The organism is Rhizobium sp. PvP014 (genome assembly GCF_017876855.1).
Lineage (GTDB): Bacteria > Pseudomonadota > Alphaproteobacteria > Rhizobiales > Rhizobiaceae > Neorhizobium > Neorhizobium soli.
Window position 1 is genome coordinate 307,594 of record NZ_JAGIOT010000002.1, and the last position, 16,269, is coordinate 323,862.

General features: G+C 55.8%; 12 protein-coding genes. 7 read left to right on the forward strand and 5 right to left on the reverse strand.

Translation table 11 applies throughout. From position 1 onward, the window contains the following. Window positions 1–43: 43 nt before the first annotated feature. Both J3A65_RS06125 and J3A65_RS06130 read left to right on the forward strand, forming a co-directional pair. On the forward strand, window positions 44–457 hold the full coding sequence (locus tag J3A65_RS06125) for a DUF1330 domain-containing protein (RefSeq protein ID WP_348635208.1): 414 nt from the start codon (window positions 44–46) through the stop codon (window positions 455–457). Between the two features lie 161 nt (window positions 458–618). Continuing rightward, window positions 619–1,149 carry a GNAT family N-acetyltransferase gene (locus J3A65_RS06130; protein ID WP_209900347.1) on the forward strand — a complete coding sequence of 177 codons (531 nt, stop codon included), beginning with the start codon at window positions 619–621 and terminating at the stop codon, window positions 1,147–1,149. A 201-nt stretch (window positions 1,150–1,350) separates the two neighbouring features. Here J3A65_RS06130 and ligD read toward each other — a convergent pair whose 3' ends face one another. Continuing rightward, window positions 1,351–2,406 carry a non-homologous end-joining DNA ligase gene (ligD, locus tag J3A65_RS06135; RefSeq protein ID WP_209900349.1) on the reverse strand — a complete coding sequence of 352 codons (1,056 nt, stop codon included), beginning with the start codon at window positions 2,404–2,406 and terminating at the stop codon, window positions 1,351–1,353. Window positions 2,407–3,179: 773 nt separating this feature from the next. Between ligD and J3A65_RS06140 the strand changes: the two genes are divergently transcribed. The 4 genes from J3A65_RS06140 to J3A65_RS06155 all read left to right on the forward strand — a co-directional run bounded on the left by J3A65_RS06140 (window position 3,180) and on the right by J3A65_RS06155 (window position 7,684). Beyond that, window positions 3,180–4,712 (forward strand): reverse transcriptase domain-containing protein, encoded by a 1,533-nt coding sequence (locus tag J3A65_RS06140; protein ID WP_209903354.1) that lies wholly within the window; start codon window positions 3,180–3,182, stop codon window positions 4,710–4,712. 64 nt (window positions 4,713–4,776) lie between these two features. Then, on the forward strand, window positions 4,777–5,799 hold the full coding sequence (locus J3A65_RS06145) for an aldo/keto reductase (RefSeq protein ID WP_209900351.1): 1,023 nt from the start codon (window positions 4,777–4,779) through the stop codon (window positions 5,797–5,799). A gap of 309 nt (window positions 5,800–6,108) precedes the next feature. Then, window positions 6,109–6,993, forward strand: coding sequence for an aldo/keto reductase (locus J3A65_RS06150; protein WP_245341618.1), 885 nt, complete (start codon window positions 6,109–6,111; stop codon window positions 6,991–6,993). A gap of 31 nt (window positions 6,994–7,024) precedes the next feature. After that, the gene (locus J3A65_RS06155) at window positions 7,025–7,684 is read left to right on the forward strand and encodes a DUF6064 family protein (RefSeq protein WP_209900355.1); all 660 of its coding nucleotides are present in this window, start codon (window positions 7,025–7,027) and stop codon (window positions 7,682–7,684) included. A gap of 503 nt (window positions 7,685–8,187) precedes the next feature. Here J3A65_RS06155 and J3A65_RS06160 read toward each other — a convergent pair. From J3A65_RS06160 to J3A65_RS06175, 4 genes are read right to left on the reverse strand one after another with little or no spacing between them, the layout of a single operon-like run. Beyond that, window positions 8,188–9,762, reverse strand: a complete 1,575-nt coding sequence (locus J3A65_RS06160) for a site-specific integrase (protein WP_209900357.1) — start codon at window positions 9,760–9,762, stop codon at window positions 8,188–8,190. Window position 9,763: 1 nt separating this feature from the next. Beyond that, window positions 9,764–10,234, reverse strand: coding sequence for a hypothetical protein (locus J3A65_RS06165; RefSeq protein ID WP_209900359.1), 471 nt, complete (start codon window positions 10,232–10,234; stop codon window positions 9,764–9,766). Next, entirely contained in the window at window positions 10,231–12,561 is a 2,331-nt protein-coding gene (locus tag J3A65_RS06170; RefSeq protein ID WP_209900361.1) for a site-specific integrase, read from the reverse strand. Before J3A65_RS06170 ends, J3A65_RS06165 begins: the two co-directional genes overlap by 4 nt. A 10-nt stretch (window positions 12,562–12,571) precedes the next feature. Further along, window positions 12,572–14,236 (reverse strand): hypothetical protein, encoded by a 1,665-nt coding sequence (locus J3A65_RS06175; RefSeq protein WP_209900363.1) that lies wholly within the window; start codon window positions 14,234–14,236, stop codon window positions 12,572–12,574. 495 nt (window positions 14,237–14,731) lie between these two features. Here J3A65_RS06175 and J3A65_RS06180 point away from each other — a divergent pair, with 495 nt between their 5' ends. Next, a complete protein-coding gene (locus tag J3A65_RS06180) occupies window positions 14,732–16,264 on the forward strand; it encodes a phage tail protein (RefSeq protein WP_209900365.1) in 1,533 nt (510 codons plus the stop codon). Window positions 16,265–16,269: the final 5 nt, after the last annotated feature.

The window sequence follows — 16,269 nt, forward strand, 5'->3', positions numbered from 1 at the left end:
CCGTGTCCGATACTCGGCACAGCATCAAAACGGAGATAGTGGGATGACAATACCGAATCTGACAACAGAATCGATTGGAAAAGCGGTTCCGTCCCCTCACGTCAAACCAAAAAGCGGCACGCTGATCGCGCCTTCGATGACTGCCTATGCCGTCGGATTACTCCGCAACGTGCGCCTGAACGATGGGATCGTGGCTTACCTGTGCGGTATAGACGCAACACTGGAACCGTTTGGCGGGCGCTTCATCATCCACGGTGGAAGAAAGGAAGTGCTGGAAGGAGCGCCATCCGATGACCTGATCGTCATCGGCTTCCCGACTATGGAGGCTGCGCGTTCCTGGTATGCTTCGCCCGCCTATCAGGCGCTGATTGGCTTCAGGACCCAGGGAGCCGAAGGAGATGTCTTCTTGATCCAGGGTGTCGACGAAGCCCACCAGGCAACCGACATCCTGAAGTAGTTGATCGAACCGGCATCGCAAAACGACGAACTCGTATCTAGAGGGAGGTGGCGCTTCCGCGGCATTACTGGATTGGGCCTGTAGTGGGCGTCGGGGAGCTGTCAAAATGATGCGCATGTTGCTAGTGAGACTGGGTGTTTCTAAAAGCTAATGTCAGAGATATGTCGAAACTTCCTACATTCACAACCGCTCGTCTCTTGCTCAAGCCGCGTAACCTGGCAGACCTGCCAGCCTGCTTGGCAATGGATCGTGACCCGGAAGTGACGAAGTTCATTCCCGGCCCCTGGTCAGACCTGGAGCGTCATAACGCATTCGTTAGAGAGCGGATCGTCACCGACTTCGGAAATGGCCTCGGTTACTGGTCTGTTTTCCAGCACGATCACCCTGAACTCTTTCTCGGGTGGATTTTGCTTACTCCCACCGACAAGACGAAATCCGAAATTGAAATCGGCTGGAGATTTAATCGAAGTGCATGGGGAAAGGGTTATGCAACTGAAGCCGCCAAGGCCATATTGGGTTACGCGATGGAAACCCTTGATCTCGATGGTGTCGTCGCAAACATTGATCATGAGAACCTCGGATCGATCCAGGTCGCTCTGAAGATCGGCATGACGGATGAAGGCTTACAGGAGGGTGACGGCGACCCGTCCCGCGTCTTCAGAGCATGGCGCAATACCTGCAAGCAGCTTTGAACAAATAAGCTACAAGCGACAACAACGGCCGCTAATGGTGCAAATCTGCCTAAAGTCAGCCGTCGGCCCGAAACGGGCTATCGTTGTCGCTGGCCTCAGATCACAAACGAAATGATATACTGTCCCCTTGGAAAAGGGACGCGAACTGGATGCCGCCGCCGTGGGAGAACCAACCAATGACTGGACCGCGGCGCCGACCGATCAGCCTTCGACTTCATAGACCGCGATTTCGTCGGCGACATCCCTTATGCCTTTGAATGAGGCGTGCCGGAGTTTTCCGTCGCCCGTCCACGCGCGGTATTCAATTTCGGCGGCGATGACAGGCTCGACATAAACGGCCGACTTTGCCTTTACGCGGACGGTTGGTCGTTTCTTCCCTATCGCGTCGAGTTGTGTTCTGAGCTTGCGCGCGACCGCATCCGAGAATCCCGTTCCGACGTTCCCGACATAGACCAGATCGTCGCCCTTTCGTGCGGCGAGCAATAGGCTGCCGATAGCGCCTATTGCCGACGTGGACGGCTCGTAACCAACGACCATGAACGTGTCCGACTGCACACATTTGATCTTGCGCCAGTCGCCGCCACGGCCCGACTTGTAGGGTGCGTCGAGTCGTTTGGCTATGATACCTTCGAGGCCCAGCTCTGCGGCGCTCGCGAACAGGCAGGCCCCGTCGGTGTCGAACATCTCGGAAAGCCGGATCGCGCCCGATGCGCTCTCCAGCAGCGGGTCGAGCAGCACGCGACGCTCCTCGAGAGACAGCATCGATATGTCGTGACCGTCCAGATACAGGAGGTCGAAGGCATACAGCACCGTGTCCGATGACACCTTCTTGCCTCCTCGTCCGCCGAGAGATGCCACGAGCAAGTTGAAGTCGCTTTGCCCCTGTTCGTCGAGGATAACGGCCACGCCGTCCAGTATCATCGTCCCCGGGCCGAGCTCCCTAACAGCCTTTGCGATTGTCGGAAAACGGTCGGTCCAGTCGTGTCCGCCGCGCGTCAGGATGCGGACCTTGCCGCCAAGTTCGGCGTGTACAGCGACGCGGTAGCCGTCCCACTTCACCTCGTAGCCCCACGCCGGGCCCTCCGGCGGTTTGCTCGCCAGGAGGGCGAGGCAAGGCTCGATCCGGGACGGCATGGGATCGAGAGGCAGCTGTGGCTGAGCAGGATCGCGTAGCTTCCTTCGGCCCCCGCGTAAAGGCGCGTCGGGCTCGATCTTCAGGCTCTGAGGTCTAGGGCGATCCGAGGTTTTCTTTGCCATGACCGCAAGGAAAACATGGAAACGTTAAAGAACGACCGGCTCCCGGTTCGCCCGTCAAGGAACTTCCCGAATCCGGCAGAGTTATCAGGGAATTCAGACTGGAATATGTCTGCATCGCACGGGAGGCGAGGCTCGGTGCCGCAGTGCAGTCCGTCGGGTCTACAGCGTTCGCCCGGATCGAGCAGCACTACGGTTTCGGGAAGGCACTGTCTGTCGATTTGGGAAAGGGAGATCGCCCGCTCGAGTACCTCAGAGACAGAGACACCGACCTTCGGCATCTCGTGGATGCCCGAATGAAAACGCAGTTCGAACGCGCGATGACACTGCTCTTGGAGCGGCGGACCGAACTCGATCTCCTTGCTGCCCAGTTGTTCGTAAGAGGACATGTAGGAGGCGAAGAGGTGAGGGCGCTCTGCAAGGTGAAGTCCAGGAATACCGCATCTGTCGCCCCATGACGGCTAGCGGGTCTGGCGGCGTCGTCCCGCGCTCGAGAGCAGGACGGGGCCGCAACTCCTTCCATCGAAAAGCCTGTTGATACACGCGAAGCGGTCCAACAAACGCTGTTCGCTACCATGGCTGCTTGATAAGGATTGGATACGAGGTCTCCCCTCGCATACGCGCTGTAGTAACTGCGGCGTAAGAGCGAATGTATCTACAATATCGTGCGCGCCACCTATGCTCGGATGCACATGGCGTGATTGGAGGGAGACCTCGTGCCACATCCACTGCGTGCTTTCGGCGGGGTCAGCTTCCGCGTCCGCATTCCGTCGGAAATGGTAGACCTCGCCACCTTTCTTGAACACCTTTGCCTCTCCGAAGCCGAACTACGCAAAATTTGGTGGTTTCGAGGGCGAATGTACCGAGACTTCCCTGTTCCCTCGAAATCCGGGAAGCCAAGGATTATCAGTGCGCCAGATCGGCGTTTGAAGATGTTGCAGCGGAAAATTGCTCCACTTCTAGATCAAATCTACGCCCCAAGAAATCCAGTCCACGGCTTCGTCCCAGATCGGTCCGTGAAGACAAACGCGACATCACACCTCAAAAGCAAGTTCGTCGTAAACCTAGATGTCGAACGCTTCTTTCCGTCCATATCAGAAAACCGGGTCGCGGGTCTTTTAAAGGCCGTTGGTGTCGATGAAAGCGTCGCTACTGTGGTGGCGCGTCTATGCACAAACAAAGGGGCGCTGCCGCAAGGAGCGCCGACTAGCCCGGTCTTGTCGAACATGGTTTGCTTCAAGCTCGACAAGGAACTCCAAGCGATCGCAAAAGGAGCGCATTGCATTTACACGCGTTATGCCGACGACATTACTTTTTCGAGCTATCAGCCGCCAGGCAACTTGTTTGCAGAAGGCGTGCCTCCGACTGGCAGTTTTGTCCCCGATGCGCTTTCGCCGAGGTTGATTGAGGCCTTCACCAATAACGGCTTCAAGCTCAATTCGGCCAAGGCTCACTATGGCGACAAACATAGCCGCCGGATCGTTACTGGCTTGAAGATCAACGCGGGCCTAAATGTCGATCGGCGTTTCGTAAGGGACATCCGGAGCGCTCTGTACTCGGTCGAGACAATCGGAAAAGTGTCCGCGCAGAAAAAATTTGAAGACGATCATGACGGCAAATGCGAACTTTCCCAGTATCTGAAGGGCAAGATTTCATGGCTGGGAAATGTGAAAGGTCAGTCCGACCCTGTCTTCCGAGCGATAGCGGCTCGCTATAACTTGTCCTTTCCAACCCAGCATATCCGAGTTTCTCCGACTCCCGCGCAAGTCCGGAGCCGAGCCGTCTGGGTCATCGAGCACTTCGAAGGCAAGTTTGCTCAGGGAAGTGCTTTCTTTTTGAAGGGTGTCGGACTTGTTACTGCCGCTCACTGTGTTGAGGAAGTGCTTGGAGAGGATATTGATGTCTATCATCCCTCAAAGCCATCGAACGTGTTTAAGGCCAGGGTCAAGCAGCATCATGCCGTGCGAGACCTTGCAATCTTGGACCACAGCATTCCCGCGAACGAGTTCTTTGAACTAGAAATCGTAGCCAAAGCACCTTTGCTGGGGGATGGGGTGAACGCAGCTGGATATCCTGGATACGGCCCCGGTGACAGCTTGAACGTGCGCTCGGGCCACGTCAGTAGTTTTTCAGTTAAGAGTGCGGTTCCCCTCATCGAAGTCACGCAGAAGCTCACACAAGGGATGTCCGGTGGGCCAGTGCTCGATAAGGAAGACCGCGTCGCCGGAGTTATCCATAAGGGCGGGCCGGACGAGGGAAGAGATTTCGCGGTCCACATAGATGCTTTAATCGCATGGCTTGGAGAATGACGGAAAGTGAATACTCCGCTTCGAAACCGCTTGAGTTCTAACGAGACAAGCGCTGTCATCGACGTTGGACTACAGACGTTTTGGAAAGTCCGGCCTTCGGGTACCCGCTCTCAGCTTCGGCACGGCGACCTTCGGCGGAAGCAACGACTTCTTCAAGGCTTGGGGATCGACCGATTCCAATGGCGCGTCGCGCTTGATTGACGTCTGCCTTGATCACGGTGTCTCTCTCTTCGACAGCGCCGACGTCTATTCCGCCGGGCAGGCCGAGGACATTCTCGGCGCGGCGATCAGGGGCAAGCGCAACCGCCTGCTGATCTCGACGAAGGCAACGTTTTCGACGGGTGACGGCCCCAACGACTTCGGTTCGTCCAGGCAGCACCTTGTCGACGCCGTGGACCAAGCGCTTACACGCCTCGGAACCGACCACATCGATCTCTTCCAGCTCCACGGTCAGGACTACAACACACCCGTCGAGGAGACGCTGGCGACGCTCGACCAGATCGTCCGCTCCGGCAAGGTGCGCTATATCGGCAGCTCGAACTTTTCAGGCTGGCACCTGATGAAGTCGCAGTCGGTCTCCGATCGGTACGGCTATCCCCGGCACGTCTCGCACCAGGTCTACTATTCACTGCTGAACCGCGACTACGAATGGGAGCTGATGCCGCTTGGCCGCGATCAGGGAATTGGCGCGATGGTCTGGTCGCCGCTTGGCTGGGGCAAGCTGACCGGGAAAATCCGGCGTGGACAGGCCGCGCAACCTGGAACACGCGCGTACCAGATCGGTGGGGTCGGTCCCAAGTTCGACGACGAGCATCTGTTCCGGATCGTCGATGCGCTTGACGTGATCAGCGCCGAAACGGAAAGAACCATCCCACAAGTGGCTCTCAATTGGCTCCTGCAACGTCCGACGGTCTCCAACGTCATCATCGGTGCACGCAACGAGGAGCAACTGATCGAGAACATCGGCGCAGTGGGATGGAACCTCACCGCCGAGCAGGTTGCCCGGCTCGATGCAGCAAGCGATGCGCCGCCTGCCTATCCCGTCTGGCACCAGCGGAACTTCCCGCAGTCGAACGAGACCGCTTGATCATCTCCTCTCTGTGCATCGCACAAACGTTAGCAGTCAGTGTTCAAGACCGCCGCGGACGGTCAAGTGGCTGGCGTGTTCCAGGGCAAGTTCGCCATCTGGAAGACGCGCAGAAAACCGATGGCAAGATGATGTCGGAAAATACGGCCGTTAGAAACCTGCATCAAACCAAATTGATGACCGCGCGAGCGTCACACGGGTTTCCATCAATGCAAGGTTGCCCGATACTCGTGCAGTCAACGACGAGCGAACGGAAATTGGTGGCAAGCGATGCGAACTGAAATCAGCCGGCGCGAAGCTCTCAGCCTGATGGCCTCGGCCGGAGCTCTTGCGGCATTCCCGGAGACAGCGCTCGCACAGGTTCCCATGCTTGTGACCAAGCCTATACCGTCGTCCGGCGAGGTTATTCCTGTGGTCGGCCTTGGTAGCTGGATTACATTCAACGTCGGCGGTGACGACCAGCTTCGCGACGAATGCGCGGGCGTGATGCAGGCCTTCTTTGCCGCAGGCGGCAGGTTGATCGATTCTTCCCCGATGTACGGTTCGGCGCAGGAGACCATTGGCTACGGACTCCAGAAGCTCTCCCGGCCGCCATCCCTGTTCGCTGCGGACAAGGTCTGGATCAGCGATCCAAAATCGGGGCGAAGGCAGATCGGGCAGTCGCGCAGTCTGTGGGGCGTGCCGCAGTTCAACTTGCTTCAGGTCCACAATCTTCTCAGTTGGCAGGCACACCTTGAGACGCTGTTCGAAATGAAGGCCGCAGGGCAGCTCAAGTATGTCGGCATCACGACGTCGGAAGGACGCCGCCACACCGATATCGAAGCCATCATGAAATCCCAACCGATCGATTTTGTGCAGATTTCCTACAATGTGCTCGACCGGGAAGTCGAGGAACGCATCCTGCCGCTCGCCATCGAGCGGAAGATCGCCGTCATCGTCAACCGCCCGTTCAGGCAGGGCGACCTGATTGCGGACATGGAGGGCCAGCCACTGCCGGGATGGGTTTTGGAGACAGGAGCCAAAAACTGGGCGCAGCTGATGCTCAAGTTCATCGTCTCCCATCCAGCCGTCACCTGCGCCATCCCAGCAACTTCCAGCGTAGAACACGTTCGCGAAAACATGGAAGCGGCGACAAGTGCGCTGATGACGCCGGAGCTTCGCAAACGGACCGTCGACTATATGAAAAGCCTATGATGGCACGCTTCATAACAGCGGCTGAAGCCCCATGACGGAATGGTGGTCGTACAGGCCCTCCGACTTCCTGATGTTCTCGCCCCGGGTTTACTTCAGGCAGATCGCAAACTTCAACGTCGGTCTCTGGCCACTTCACTTGGCGATGGTCCTTATCGGTGTCGGCCTTTTATGTCTCGTCCTACGCGGGCGTCCAAACGACAGGCGAATTGTCGCGGTTACCCTGGCGGTGCTGTGGCTTTTCGTTGCATATGCGTATCTCTGGATGAGGCTTTCCAGCATCAATTGGGCGGCCACCTATGCGGCTATCGGTTTTGGCGCTCAGGCGATCCTCACCGTCTGCGTTCACACTCGGCCGACTGGCGCGGACCGGCGTCTCCCTAGAAAATTGCCGGGCGTGATCGTAGCTGCCGTATCGATCCTAGCTTATCCTGCATTGTTCGTGTTCAGCGGTAGGGGACACGGCCAAAGCGAGGTTTTTGGAATCATGCCGGACCCGACCGTGCTCGCCACCATTGGCCTTCTAGCCGCAAGCCGACAGCGTTATGACTTCGTTCTGTTTGTTATTCCGTGCCTGTGGTGCGTGGTGAGCAGCGTTACCCTTTACACGATGCACGACACCACTTGGTGGGTTTCGCTCGCCATCGGTTTTTCTGGTCTGATGGCGGCCGTCGCAGAAAGGGGTAAAACCTGAGGCGACCCGGTTCTAGCAGGCTATATCCAGACTGGGGAGGTGACGTCTCGGGGCTTTGAATGGAAACCCACCGAAACACACGGCCTCGCTCTGATCAATCCAGAGGGCTCGTAGTCTAACGATACTTCGCCGTATGATTGCAGGCTCGACAAAATAAGGCGCGACCCGATTCGTCGGTGGCTTGGTTTCGTCACAGGCGGTCCACCGGATTCCCGCCAGAAAGATTTGAGAATCTCCGCGCCGTCCAGATTTTCAGTGGTCCAAGAAATCTGCACCTGTCCTTCGCTGTTCGAAAGCGACCCGTATTTGACGGCGTTGGTCTGGAGTTCGTGCAGCACATCTGGCCTCCGTCATCCGTGTTGCATCACGATGATGGCCGAACAAAGAGCAGGTTCAATAGAAATATCTAATAAATTTAGTCACTTATAGTGAGTCTTAAGTTTTCCTGCGAGAGGGGAAATCGCAGCCACCGGACGTTGGCGATTCGGTGTAAATGAACATCACTACTTAACGATACGCAAACGGCGCCGCTCGTTGCGGGGAGGTCGTATGGGTGGCGGATTGATATTAGAATCGGCTAGCGCCATTCCAAGCAACTGGTGAAACGCCGAACCTGGTCCTTGGTTGGCTACCGCGGTCACAATATCGAAAATGGTGGCGAAGTCGTCCTCTGACAGGGACGTACGTTTGCGACGCAGAAGCTCCATTGTTCGGCGATAGCCATTAACGCTTCTCAAATTTGCTTCGGAATGCGCTTCCAGCTGACCAAAGTCGACGTAGAACCTCCCTGCCGTACTATTGCTCGAGTGGCCCAACCTATCCGCCAGGCGGTCACCGACGTTGGAGCTTGTGTGAGAGGTTAGGACATAGTCTGATTTTCTCAGTTCCTCATCCCAAACCTGCTTAGCATCTTTTGTAGCGCCGTAATGTCTTAACAGATGACCACTTACAGCTACGCCTGCCGCGTTGGCCTCAGTCTTGATCAGGTTTGCGATTGAGCGGCCGCTAAGACCGTCGCGTGTTTCGAAGGAAAGAAAGACGTTCTCTGATTCAGCGTAATCAGGTATATAGTTACGCCAGTTCGATACCTGTACATATCGCACATCCCAGATGATATACTGCAGTATGTCCCTAAATAGGGGAATCGGAAAAGGTGCTTTCCGAGACTTCGAGCCCTTCCCGTGAACGGTGACAAATACATTTTCTCGGCCTCGATTTTCGAGTTCGTCAATTTTATCGAGTAGGTAGTTTTGCGACTGGTAGTCTAGGCACCGAACATCGATGTCTTTCGACAGCCCTTCTCTATCCAAGGGCAAGAGGCTAGTGGAAATCAACGCCTCATTAAAATCGGAGACGGCAAGGCCGCTGACCTCCATTGCTCGAAGCATGGCGCCCGCCTCACACCGCGCGATCATCCAGTTTCGGATGGCAACCAGCCGCGTGACGTCATCTTGATAAGGCGGTTTCCCGAATTTTCGCCCCGCCACGCTGACCTTGTTGCGAATTGAACCAAAGAGCAGTTCTACCGTTTTATCGCTCGGTGCAGGTTTCTTACGATTTGATGCCGATACCGTAATGCGCCGAGACCAACAGGCGACGGGAGGCATTTTCTTTCGCACCCTAATATCCGCTGAGATAGGGAAGTCGCGGCTGCCCGGCGCAACGAACGGATCATTTGTAAAATAAGGCATACGTTCGCCGTTGCTTCGAAACTGTATGGCAAACCGTGCATAATAATAGAAATCGAAAACGCTATTTACCTTGTATGAAGTTCGCGCTTCTCCAGCCCGATCGCTTTGGCTCGAAACCCACTCGCTCATCAAACCGTCTGACGGACTATCCCAATCCACCCGTCGATTGAGAAGATAAACTAGCCATTCCCGAATCGCATAAATCTCGGTTGCAAAACTGCTGATCATTTTCCTGGTGTTAGAGGCCCGGTAGGCAAAAACACGGATGACCGGTTCACACAGTGTGCCATCGGGCCAATGGAGTATCGGCAGCCCCGGCAATTTTTCGCCATCCCAAGTAAAGTCAGCGTCTGCCCGTTTAATGAGCATGTCTGAAGTGTTGATCATATCAGCTTTTTCCTCGAGCCGTCGCAAGAGATCGTTCGAGACGATCTATCCTCTCTAAGAAGTCAAGGTTTTGCTTGCGCAATGCAGAAATGATGTTTTTGAGCTGGACGATGTCTTGTGGAGGTTCCTCGTTTTTATCTTGATAGTTTTCGCTGGACGCAAAATCGCGCAAAGACTTTATTGCCGCAGCGTATCGGTCCATCAACTTGTGATTCGCGCCATCAAATCTGTCGACGGCAGGAAGCGCCCACCTCCACATCCCTCTAGGTTCGTCTTCGAAACTTCGCAGCTGAGGCCTTGTCTTCATTGGGATTTTGGCTGGATCGAACGGTACACGACCTACCGCCATTTCTTCTAGATATGCAACTTTCCGCTCGAGAGAGGTGAGCGCTCGAAGACTTTTTTCTGCCGGCCTCAGGTGATTAAACTCATATTCCGTCAGGATGCGATCCCATCTCCCCATCTGCTTCATGCCACGCCTCTTGCAGCGGCCAGCCGGGATTTGAACTCTGCAAGTTTCTCGCTCGCGAGCTCCTTGGATGCTGAGGAGAACGCGCCTTCCACTGCCTTTTCCAGTTTAGACTGTTTTGTATCTAGTATCTTTTCATCTTCGCGAAAGCACGACGCGTGCGCGCAACTCAGGCATACATAGGTATTTGTAAAGGCGAAGTCGCGTGCCACTGGGACATGCACCTGAGGCAATACTACATTATCCTCGTGTGTTAGCCTCAATAGTTCACATTGCGCTACTGCAACCTGATCAGCGTCATTTGGATCACATAGACAGTGAACACCAACGCCAGGAACAGCCTCCATAAATAGCCCATACGCTGTATCTTTTGCGACTTGCGCAAACGCCTTGCGCGCCTCCTCTGGACTATTTGATCGTTGTCCATGTCTGATCTGAACTTGAACGGAATCCTTCAACCGATCAACAAGCGCAGACAGGCTTTGCCCCCCTTTTCCGAACGGACGCTCTGCACCATCCCAGATTGCTATAAGGCGAGAGGCAATCGCATTGCTTCTATGATCTCGAAATGCTTCAGCACGGTCTTCCAATTCGAGAAGTTGCTGTTTGGCTTGTGCAATAAAAGCTTTGTCCTCGTCCGAGAGGCGGAAACTCTGTTGTCTCGCACGCAGTTCCTCTCTCAACTCCGACATCAAGCCTGGTAAGACGTGATTGATGTAAATTCTAGTCATTTCCGGGTCGTTATGGCGGTAGAATCTACTGAGGGCGTCGAACGAGCTGAGCATGAAGCCATTGACGTAGATTATGCCGAATCCGCGGCGGAGTTGATGTGAGGAAAATTCCCAAGTCTTGTGCCCGATTGGAGGCGCAAGCGCATTGAAGGTTACGAAGTCGTCCAGTCGCAATCCGTACCGCGTGCACAGCTTCTCTTTCTCAGCTCCTGCAGGAGCGACGATTTCAAAAAGCCAAGGCTCTCCGGATTTGTGTCGAGCGTTCTCGCTCAGCTCTTCCATGATCGCGACTGGTCGCTTCAATAAGGCAGGAACCGGTACGTCATCGTAGTGCCTCAGTGTCTTTTCAATATATATCGACAGAAACAGACAGTTGCCCGAGCCGGTGAGGCACCCTGCAACGAGGTTCGTTATTTCTCCTAGACGGCGAGCCGCAAAGCCTCCTATTAAAATTATGCAAGCTGAAACTAGATGCTTCACGGCAAGGGAAGTTGTGATCCGGCCCTCTAGAGGAGTTGTGTCCCTCCACGACAAACTAATCTGCGGTGCCCCTTCGGGCCGCATCGCGTCCAATTTTTCTTCAAGGGCGCACTTCAAAGGCCTTCGTGTCTTAGCCGTCCGGAGGCCGTTCTCCGTCGAGAGCATTCTAAACGCTGTTAAGATATATTCTGAATAGTCGAGCACCCATTTGGCGGCTAAGTCCAACAGCCGTATGAAATCCTCGGGTCGTAATGTTGCCGTACGCCTCGGTGTCCTTGAGATGTCGGTGGCGCAGGCAGACTTCGTCATCTGTTTGAAAGGATGCAATAAAATGGGATTGAACCAAGCTTCGCCGGTCTGTCCACCCACATAGGCCCATTCTAGCGGGTTGAGAAGGTGGAGTGCGGTCGTTGTAGAGATTCCTGCCTCAGACTGTTCCATCGTGGAGATTACAGCTGAAGAATTCAGCGCTCCTTGGGAAAGTAGCTGTATACGTTCCGCCAGATGGAATCGAAAGTCTTTGGATCGAGTAAGAACGGCTCTGCTAACTCCAAATTGATCACTGACTTTACCCCAATCGAACGTCTGCCTAGTGGTGACCAAAGAAATCGAGCCGTTTTCAACTTTCTCGATCAAATGATCGAGCCAATTTTCGTACGGCAAAAGGCCTATCAGGTCTCCCTTTGTAATATCTTTTCTGTATAACCTGAGAGTTTCCTCGGTATGATCGCGGTTATTTTCCATACCGCGGGATATCCGGTATCGCGTGTACCAATCGAAATACTCACACGCTTTTAGGATTCCATTAGGCGCGACGTTTTTCTTCAGTAACGACAGGCAGAAAAGTTTTTTAGCTAGACGGTCGGGGAGCAGAGCACTTAGACGGACCCCACCGTATGCCACAACCGTGTCGAAGTTGACGTAGCCGCCATTGCCGACCAGCTTTCTAAGTGATCGGTGATGTTCAATAAGCCAGTGTGAATGGAGCAAGTCTCGCTTCGCATCGCGATTCCATTCCGACTTGGCATCTGCGCGCGTTGCCACAATACCCGGCGGAATAAATTGTTTCTGCAGTGTTTGCACGTAGTCAGTGGCGGACAGACTAATCAGAACGTTCATAACTCCAGCCTCAATCCAACATTGATGGAAGCGAAAGTTTTCCTGAGCGAAGTCCCTCGGAGGCTTCCCGCGCGGCTCGAAAATACTGCGGCATCCCCATGTGTGCTATCATTTTCCTGCCGTAGAACTTGACTGCAGCGAGTTGGCCCTGGCCTTGAATTAGCCACCGGCCCCGTTCGTGTAGATGGAATTCCCGCCGGAGAGCGAGATGAGCGAGGTAGATTTCTCCCAGTATGAATTCATCAGCGGCGAATTTGATGAGGAGTGAGTAGCGTTTTGATGCCGCGTCATAGGCTCGAGCCACAACGTGAAAACCGCCCAGCCGCGAGAAATGGTAGAACCATTTGGTAATCTCTATGGGAACGTCTATCTTTTCCTCAAATCCTCCATGTACGGCTATATTTGCGCCCATCGAATTCTGAAAGAATCGAATTTTTGCGTCTAAATCGTCTTTAAAATCGGGTGTAGTGAGATAATATTTCATGAGAGAGCGGGTATTGTTGTGCCCGGAAGCTGCAACCTGTGCCGAAATCGATCCAACTCTGTTGTATTCGATAAGTTGAAATGTTTTTCTTATTGCTTGAAAATTCGTGCCTTTTGGAAACAAATCACCAAAGTGAGAAATTTCCATCTTAGGATGAGTGCTGACCCCGTCGTTTCTGGTGAGTGATATGAAGAAGTAGTCAGCGCATACACCGCAGGTATCGAAAATTCGGACCGCAGTTCCGATTTCCTCATAATCGTCTAACGCCTTGATAATAGATGAGCCTGGCGCTTCAAGCCGCCAAGCCCCTTTGCTTGACATCGTACTGCTGGTCTTCTGCCAGGCATGGAGCGCTTTTTCCGCGATTCCTCCGCGCATTACCCTCCCATCCTCGATCGCGGCCAAGATATTATGGCCAGCGCGCCCTTTAAATTCCTCAAAGTACGTCAAATCGGAAAGGCCAACCGCCGATTCCGTTCGTAAAACTACCGGGCTACGCCTGAGAAACGTTATCTGTTTTCTGTTCCAACCCGTGGCGCACGCCAGCCAAATCCTAAGCATTGCGGTAATTCTGGCAGTTGGACCGCAAAGGCCAAGCACTAACGAATAGATCGCCTCCGGCATCAGTCGTGTTGCATATCGGCCTGGCCCTTTAGAAGGAAGTGAGGTCATTGGTACGCCTGCGGCTATCCAAAATCGCACGTCTGACATCTTCCGCATAACTTCAGGAGGGAGAGTCAGCGGCGCAAGCCCCGCTTCTTCTATACGCTCGGGCGCTCGGCGATCGAACTGCGACATTCCGAACTTTTGCCAGCACAGTTGTTCAAAGCGCATGCAGGCTGCGAGGTTCGCTCGCGGTGAAGAAGCGGGTACTGCGGAATTGGGCTCACTAAAAATCGCCTCGCCTGCTTTGAATAGATCATGAAGCCGATAAAATTCTTGTTCCGCTATACCCGAAATGATGTCGCGCGCGGCCTCCTCTCGCTTAAATCCGACCTTGCCAGGCGTTTCGATTGAGGCAAGGTCGCCTAAGGAGTCTGCTGTATCATCGGCGTTTGGAAGCTTAACCATTGATCTCGTGATCTTGGGGTAGGCGCGGCTTGGCAAAGTCGACAGGTCTATCAAGGCCCGTACTGTTTGGAGTCCGTAGTTCCGAACAGTCCATTTTGACAAAGGACTGTCGTTACTCATCTCATCTATCCAAGCCTGGACTGCCTCGACGACTAAGGTGAGTCGCTCTCCCTCTGTGGTCCCACCCCGCGCCCCTTTAAGCTGGGCTAGCGCTTGGCTCGATTCGCTCGCGTTCGATAAAAGCCACGTAGCAAACCTCCTCCACGCCATGTCCGCAGAGTTTCCGCGGCCTTGCATGTTCTGGGGATCGAATCCGATCGCGTGAAGGTCCTCCGTCAGCTGCGGTCCGCATTTGTCCGCCAACTGTTCCCAACTAAGCATCGCTTCACATTCCAATTTTTCCGGTATGTATCAAGCAATCGAATTTATGACGATTCGTCAACATGATGATACATTCCGAACGTTCAGGTATGGCAAAAGACGTGGCGCACGGGGCATTGGCTGAACGGCAGGCTGGGCGGAACGACGCTTGCCGACGCGATTGCGGCAATCCTGACCGATCACGGTTTTGACGATTTCGACGTGTCCGGCGTGAGCGGCGATCTGACCGGCTACGTGCAGGCCGATGTTACCTCGGCGCGCGCGCTGCTGGAGCCATTGCTGAGCGTGTTCCAGATCGACGTCAGCGAGGATGCCGGGCTGTTACGGTTCCGCTCAAGGCAGGGCGCGAGCCTTGCTGCGCGCGAGATCGCGATCGTGGCGGAGGTCGAGGGCGAACCGCTCTGGTCGGAAAGCCGGGGGCACGACAGCGATTTCCCCGCGCAAGCGGTGCTCGGCTTCTACAATCCGGTTCTGGACTACGAGCAGGCGAGCGCACGGTCGCGCCGCGCTACGGCCGAAAGCGAGCGGGTGGCAAGCTACGACCTGCCGGCGACGCTGTGCGAGGAGGCGGCGCTCGGGGCGGTGGAATCGGTGCTGCGGGCGCAGCGTGTGGCACGGCGCTCGATCTCCTTCACACTGCCGCCACAGGATCTGGCGCTTGAGCCTGGCGATGCGGTGCACCTTACCGATGGCCCCGACGGTATGTTCGTCGTCCAGCGGGTCGAGGACGGGGCGGTGCGGCGGATCGAGGCAGAGAGCCATGCGCCGCTTCCGCCTGGCCGGTATGACGCGGTGACGACGCGGCGCGACAGCGGGCGTTCGGCGAGCGACGCCTTTGCGCCGGTCCTCCATTTCCTCGACCTGCCGCACCTGACCTCCTCTGATGATGAAGGGTTTGCGGCGGTGGCAGCCTATTGCAGGCCCTGGCGGCGGATCGCGGTTTCGTCTTCGGCAACGACCGACGGATATCGCAGGCGGGTGACGCTCGACCGCCCGGCGCGGCTGGGTGTGCTGGTCTCGGCGCTCGAACCCGGTGTGACGGGGCGGTTCGACCGCTCAAAGGTGATCGATCTCGACCTCTATTTCGGCGGTCTCTCGTCGGCGCAGACACTGGCGGTGTTGAGCGGCGACAATCGTATCGCGATCCGCTCGACAAGTGGTGTCTGGGAGATCGTCGGGTTTCGCGAGGCGCAGGAGATCGCGGCGGGGCGATGGCGGCTGTCCGGATTGCTGCGGGGACTGGCGGGAACCGAGGATGCGATGGCGGCCGGGAGCGTGGTCGGTGCGGCCTGCGTGGTGCTGGACGATGCTGTGAAGCCGCTCGGGCTGACCGGTGACGAGCAGGGACGGCGGCTGAATTTTCTGGCCGAGAGCCTGGCTGCCGGCGGAGGCCGGTCCGGACCGCATGTGTTTGCCGGCGGAGAGAGGGCGCAGACGCCGCTTTCGCCGGTGCATATCCGCGGTGTCCGATTGGCCGACGCGGGCGCCCGCTTCACCTGGATCCGGCGCGGGCGCGTCGATGCCGACGGCTTGGACGGGCGCGATATTCCGCGAGACGAGCCGGACGAAGGCTACCGCGTCGAGATCCTCGGGACCAGTGGTGTGGTGGTGCGGCGGGTGGACGTCGAGGCTCCGGTTTTCCTCTATCCGGCGAGTGACGAGCTTGCCGACTTCGGCTCCCAGCAGCCTAGCCTGACGCTTCGTATCCGGCAGATGGGGCAGGCCGTACCGCTCGGCATTGCGGCGCTTGCAACGATCCAGTTTTGACAGCC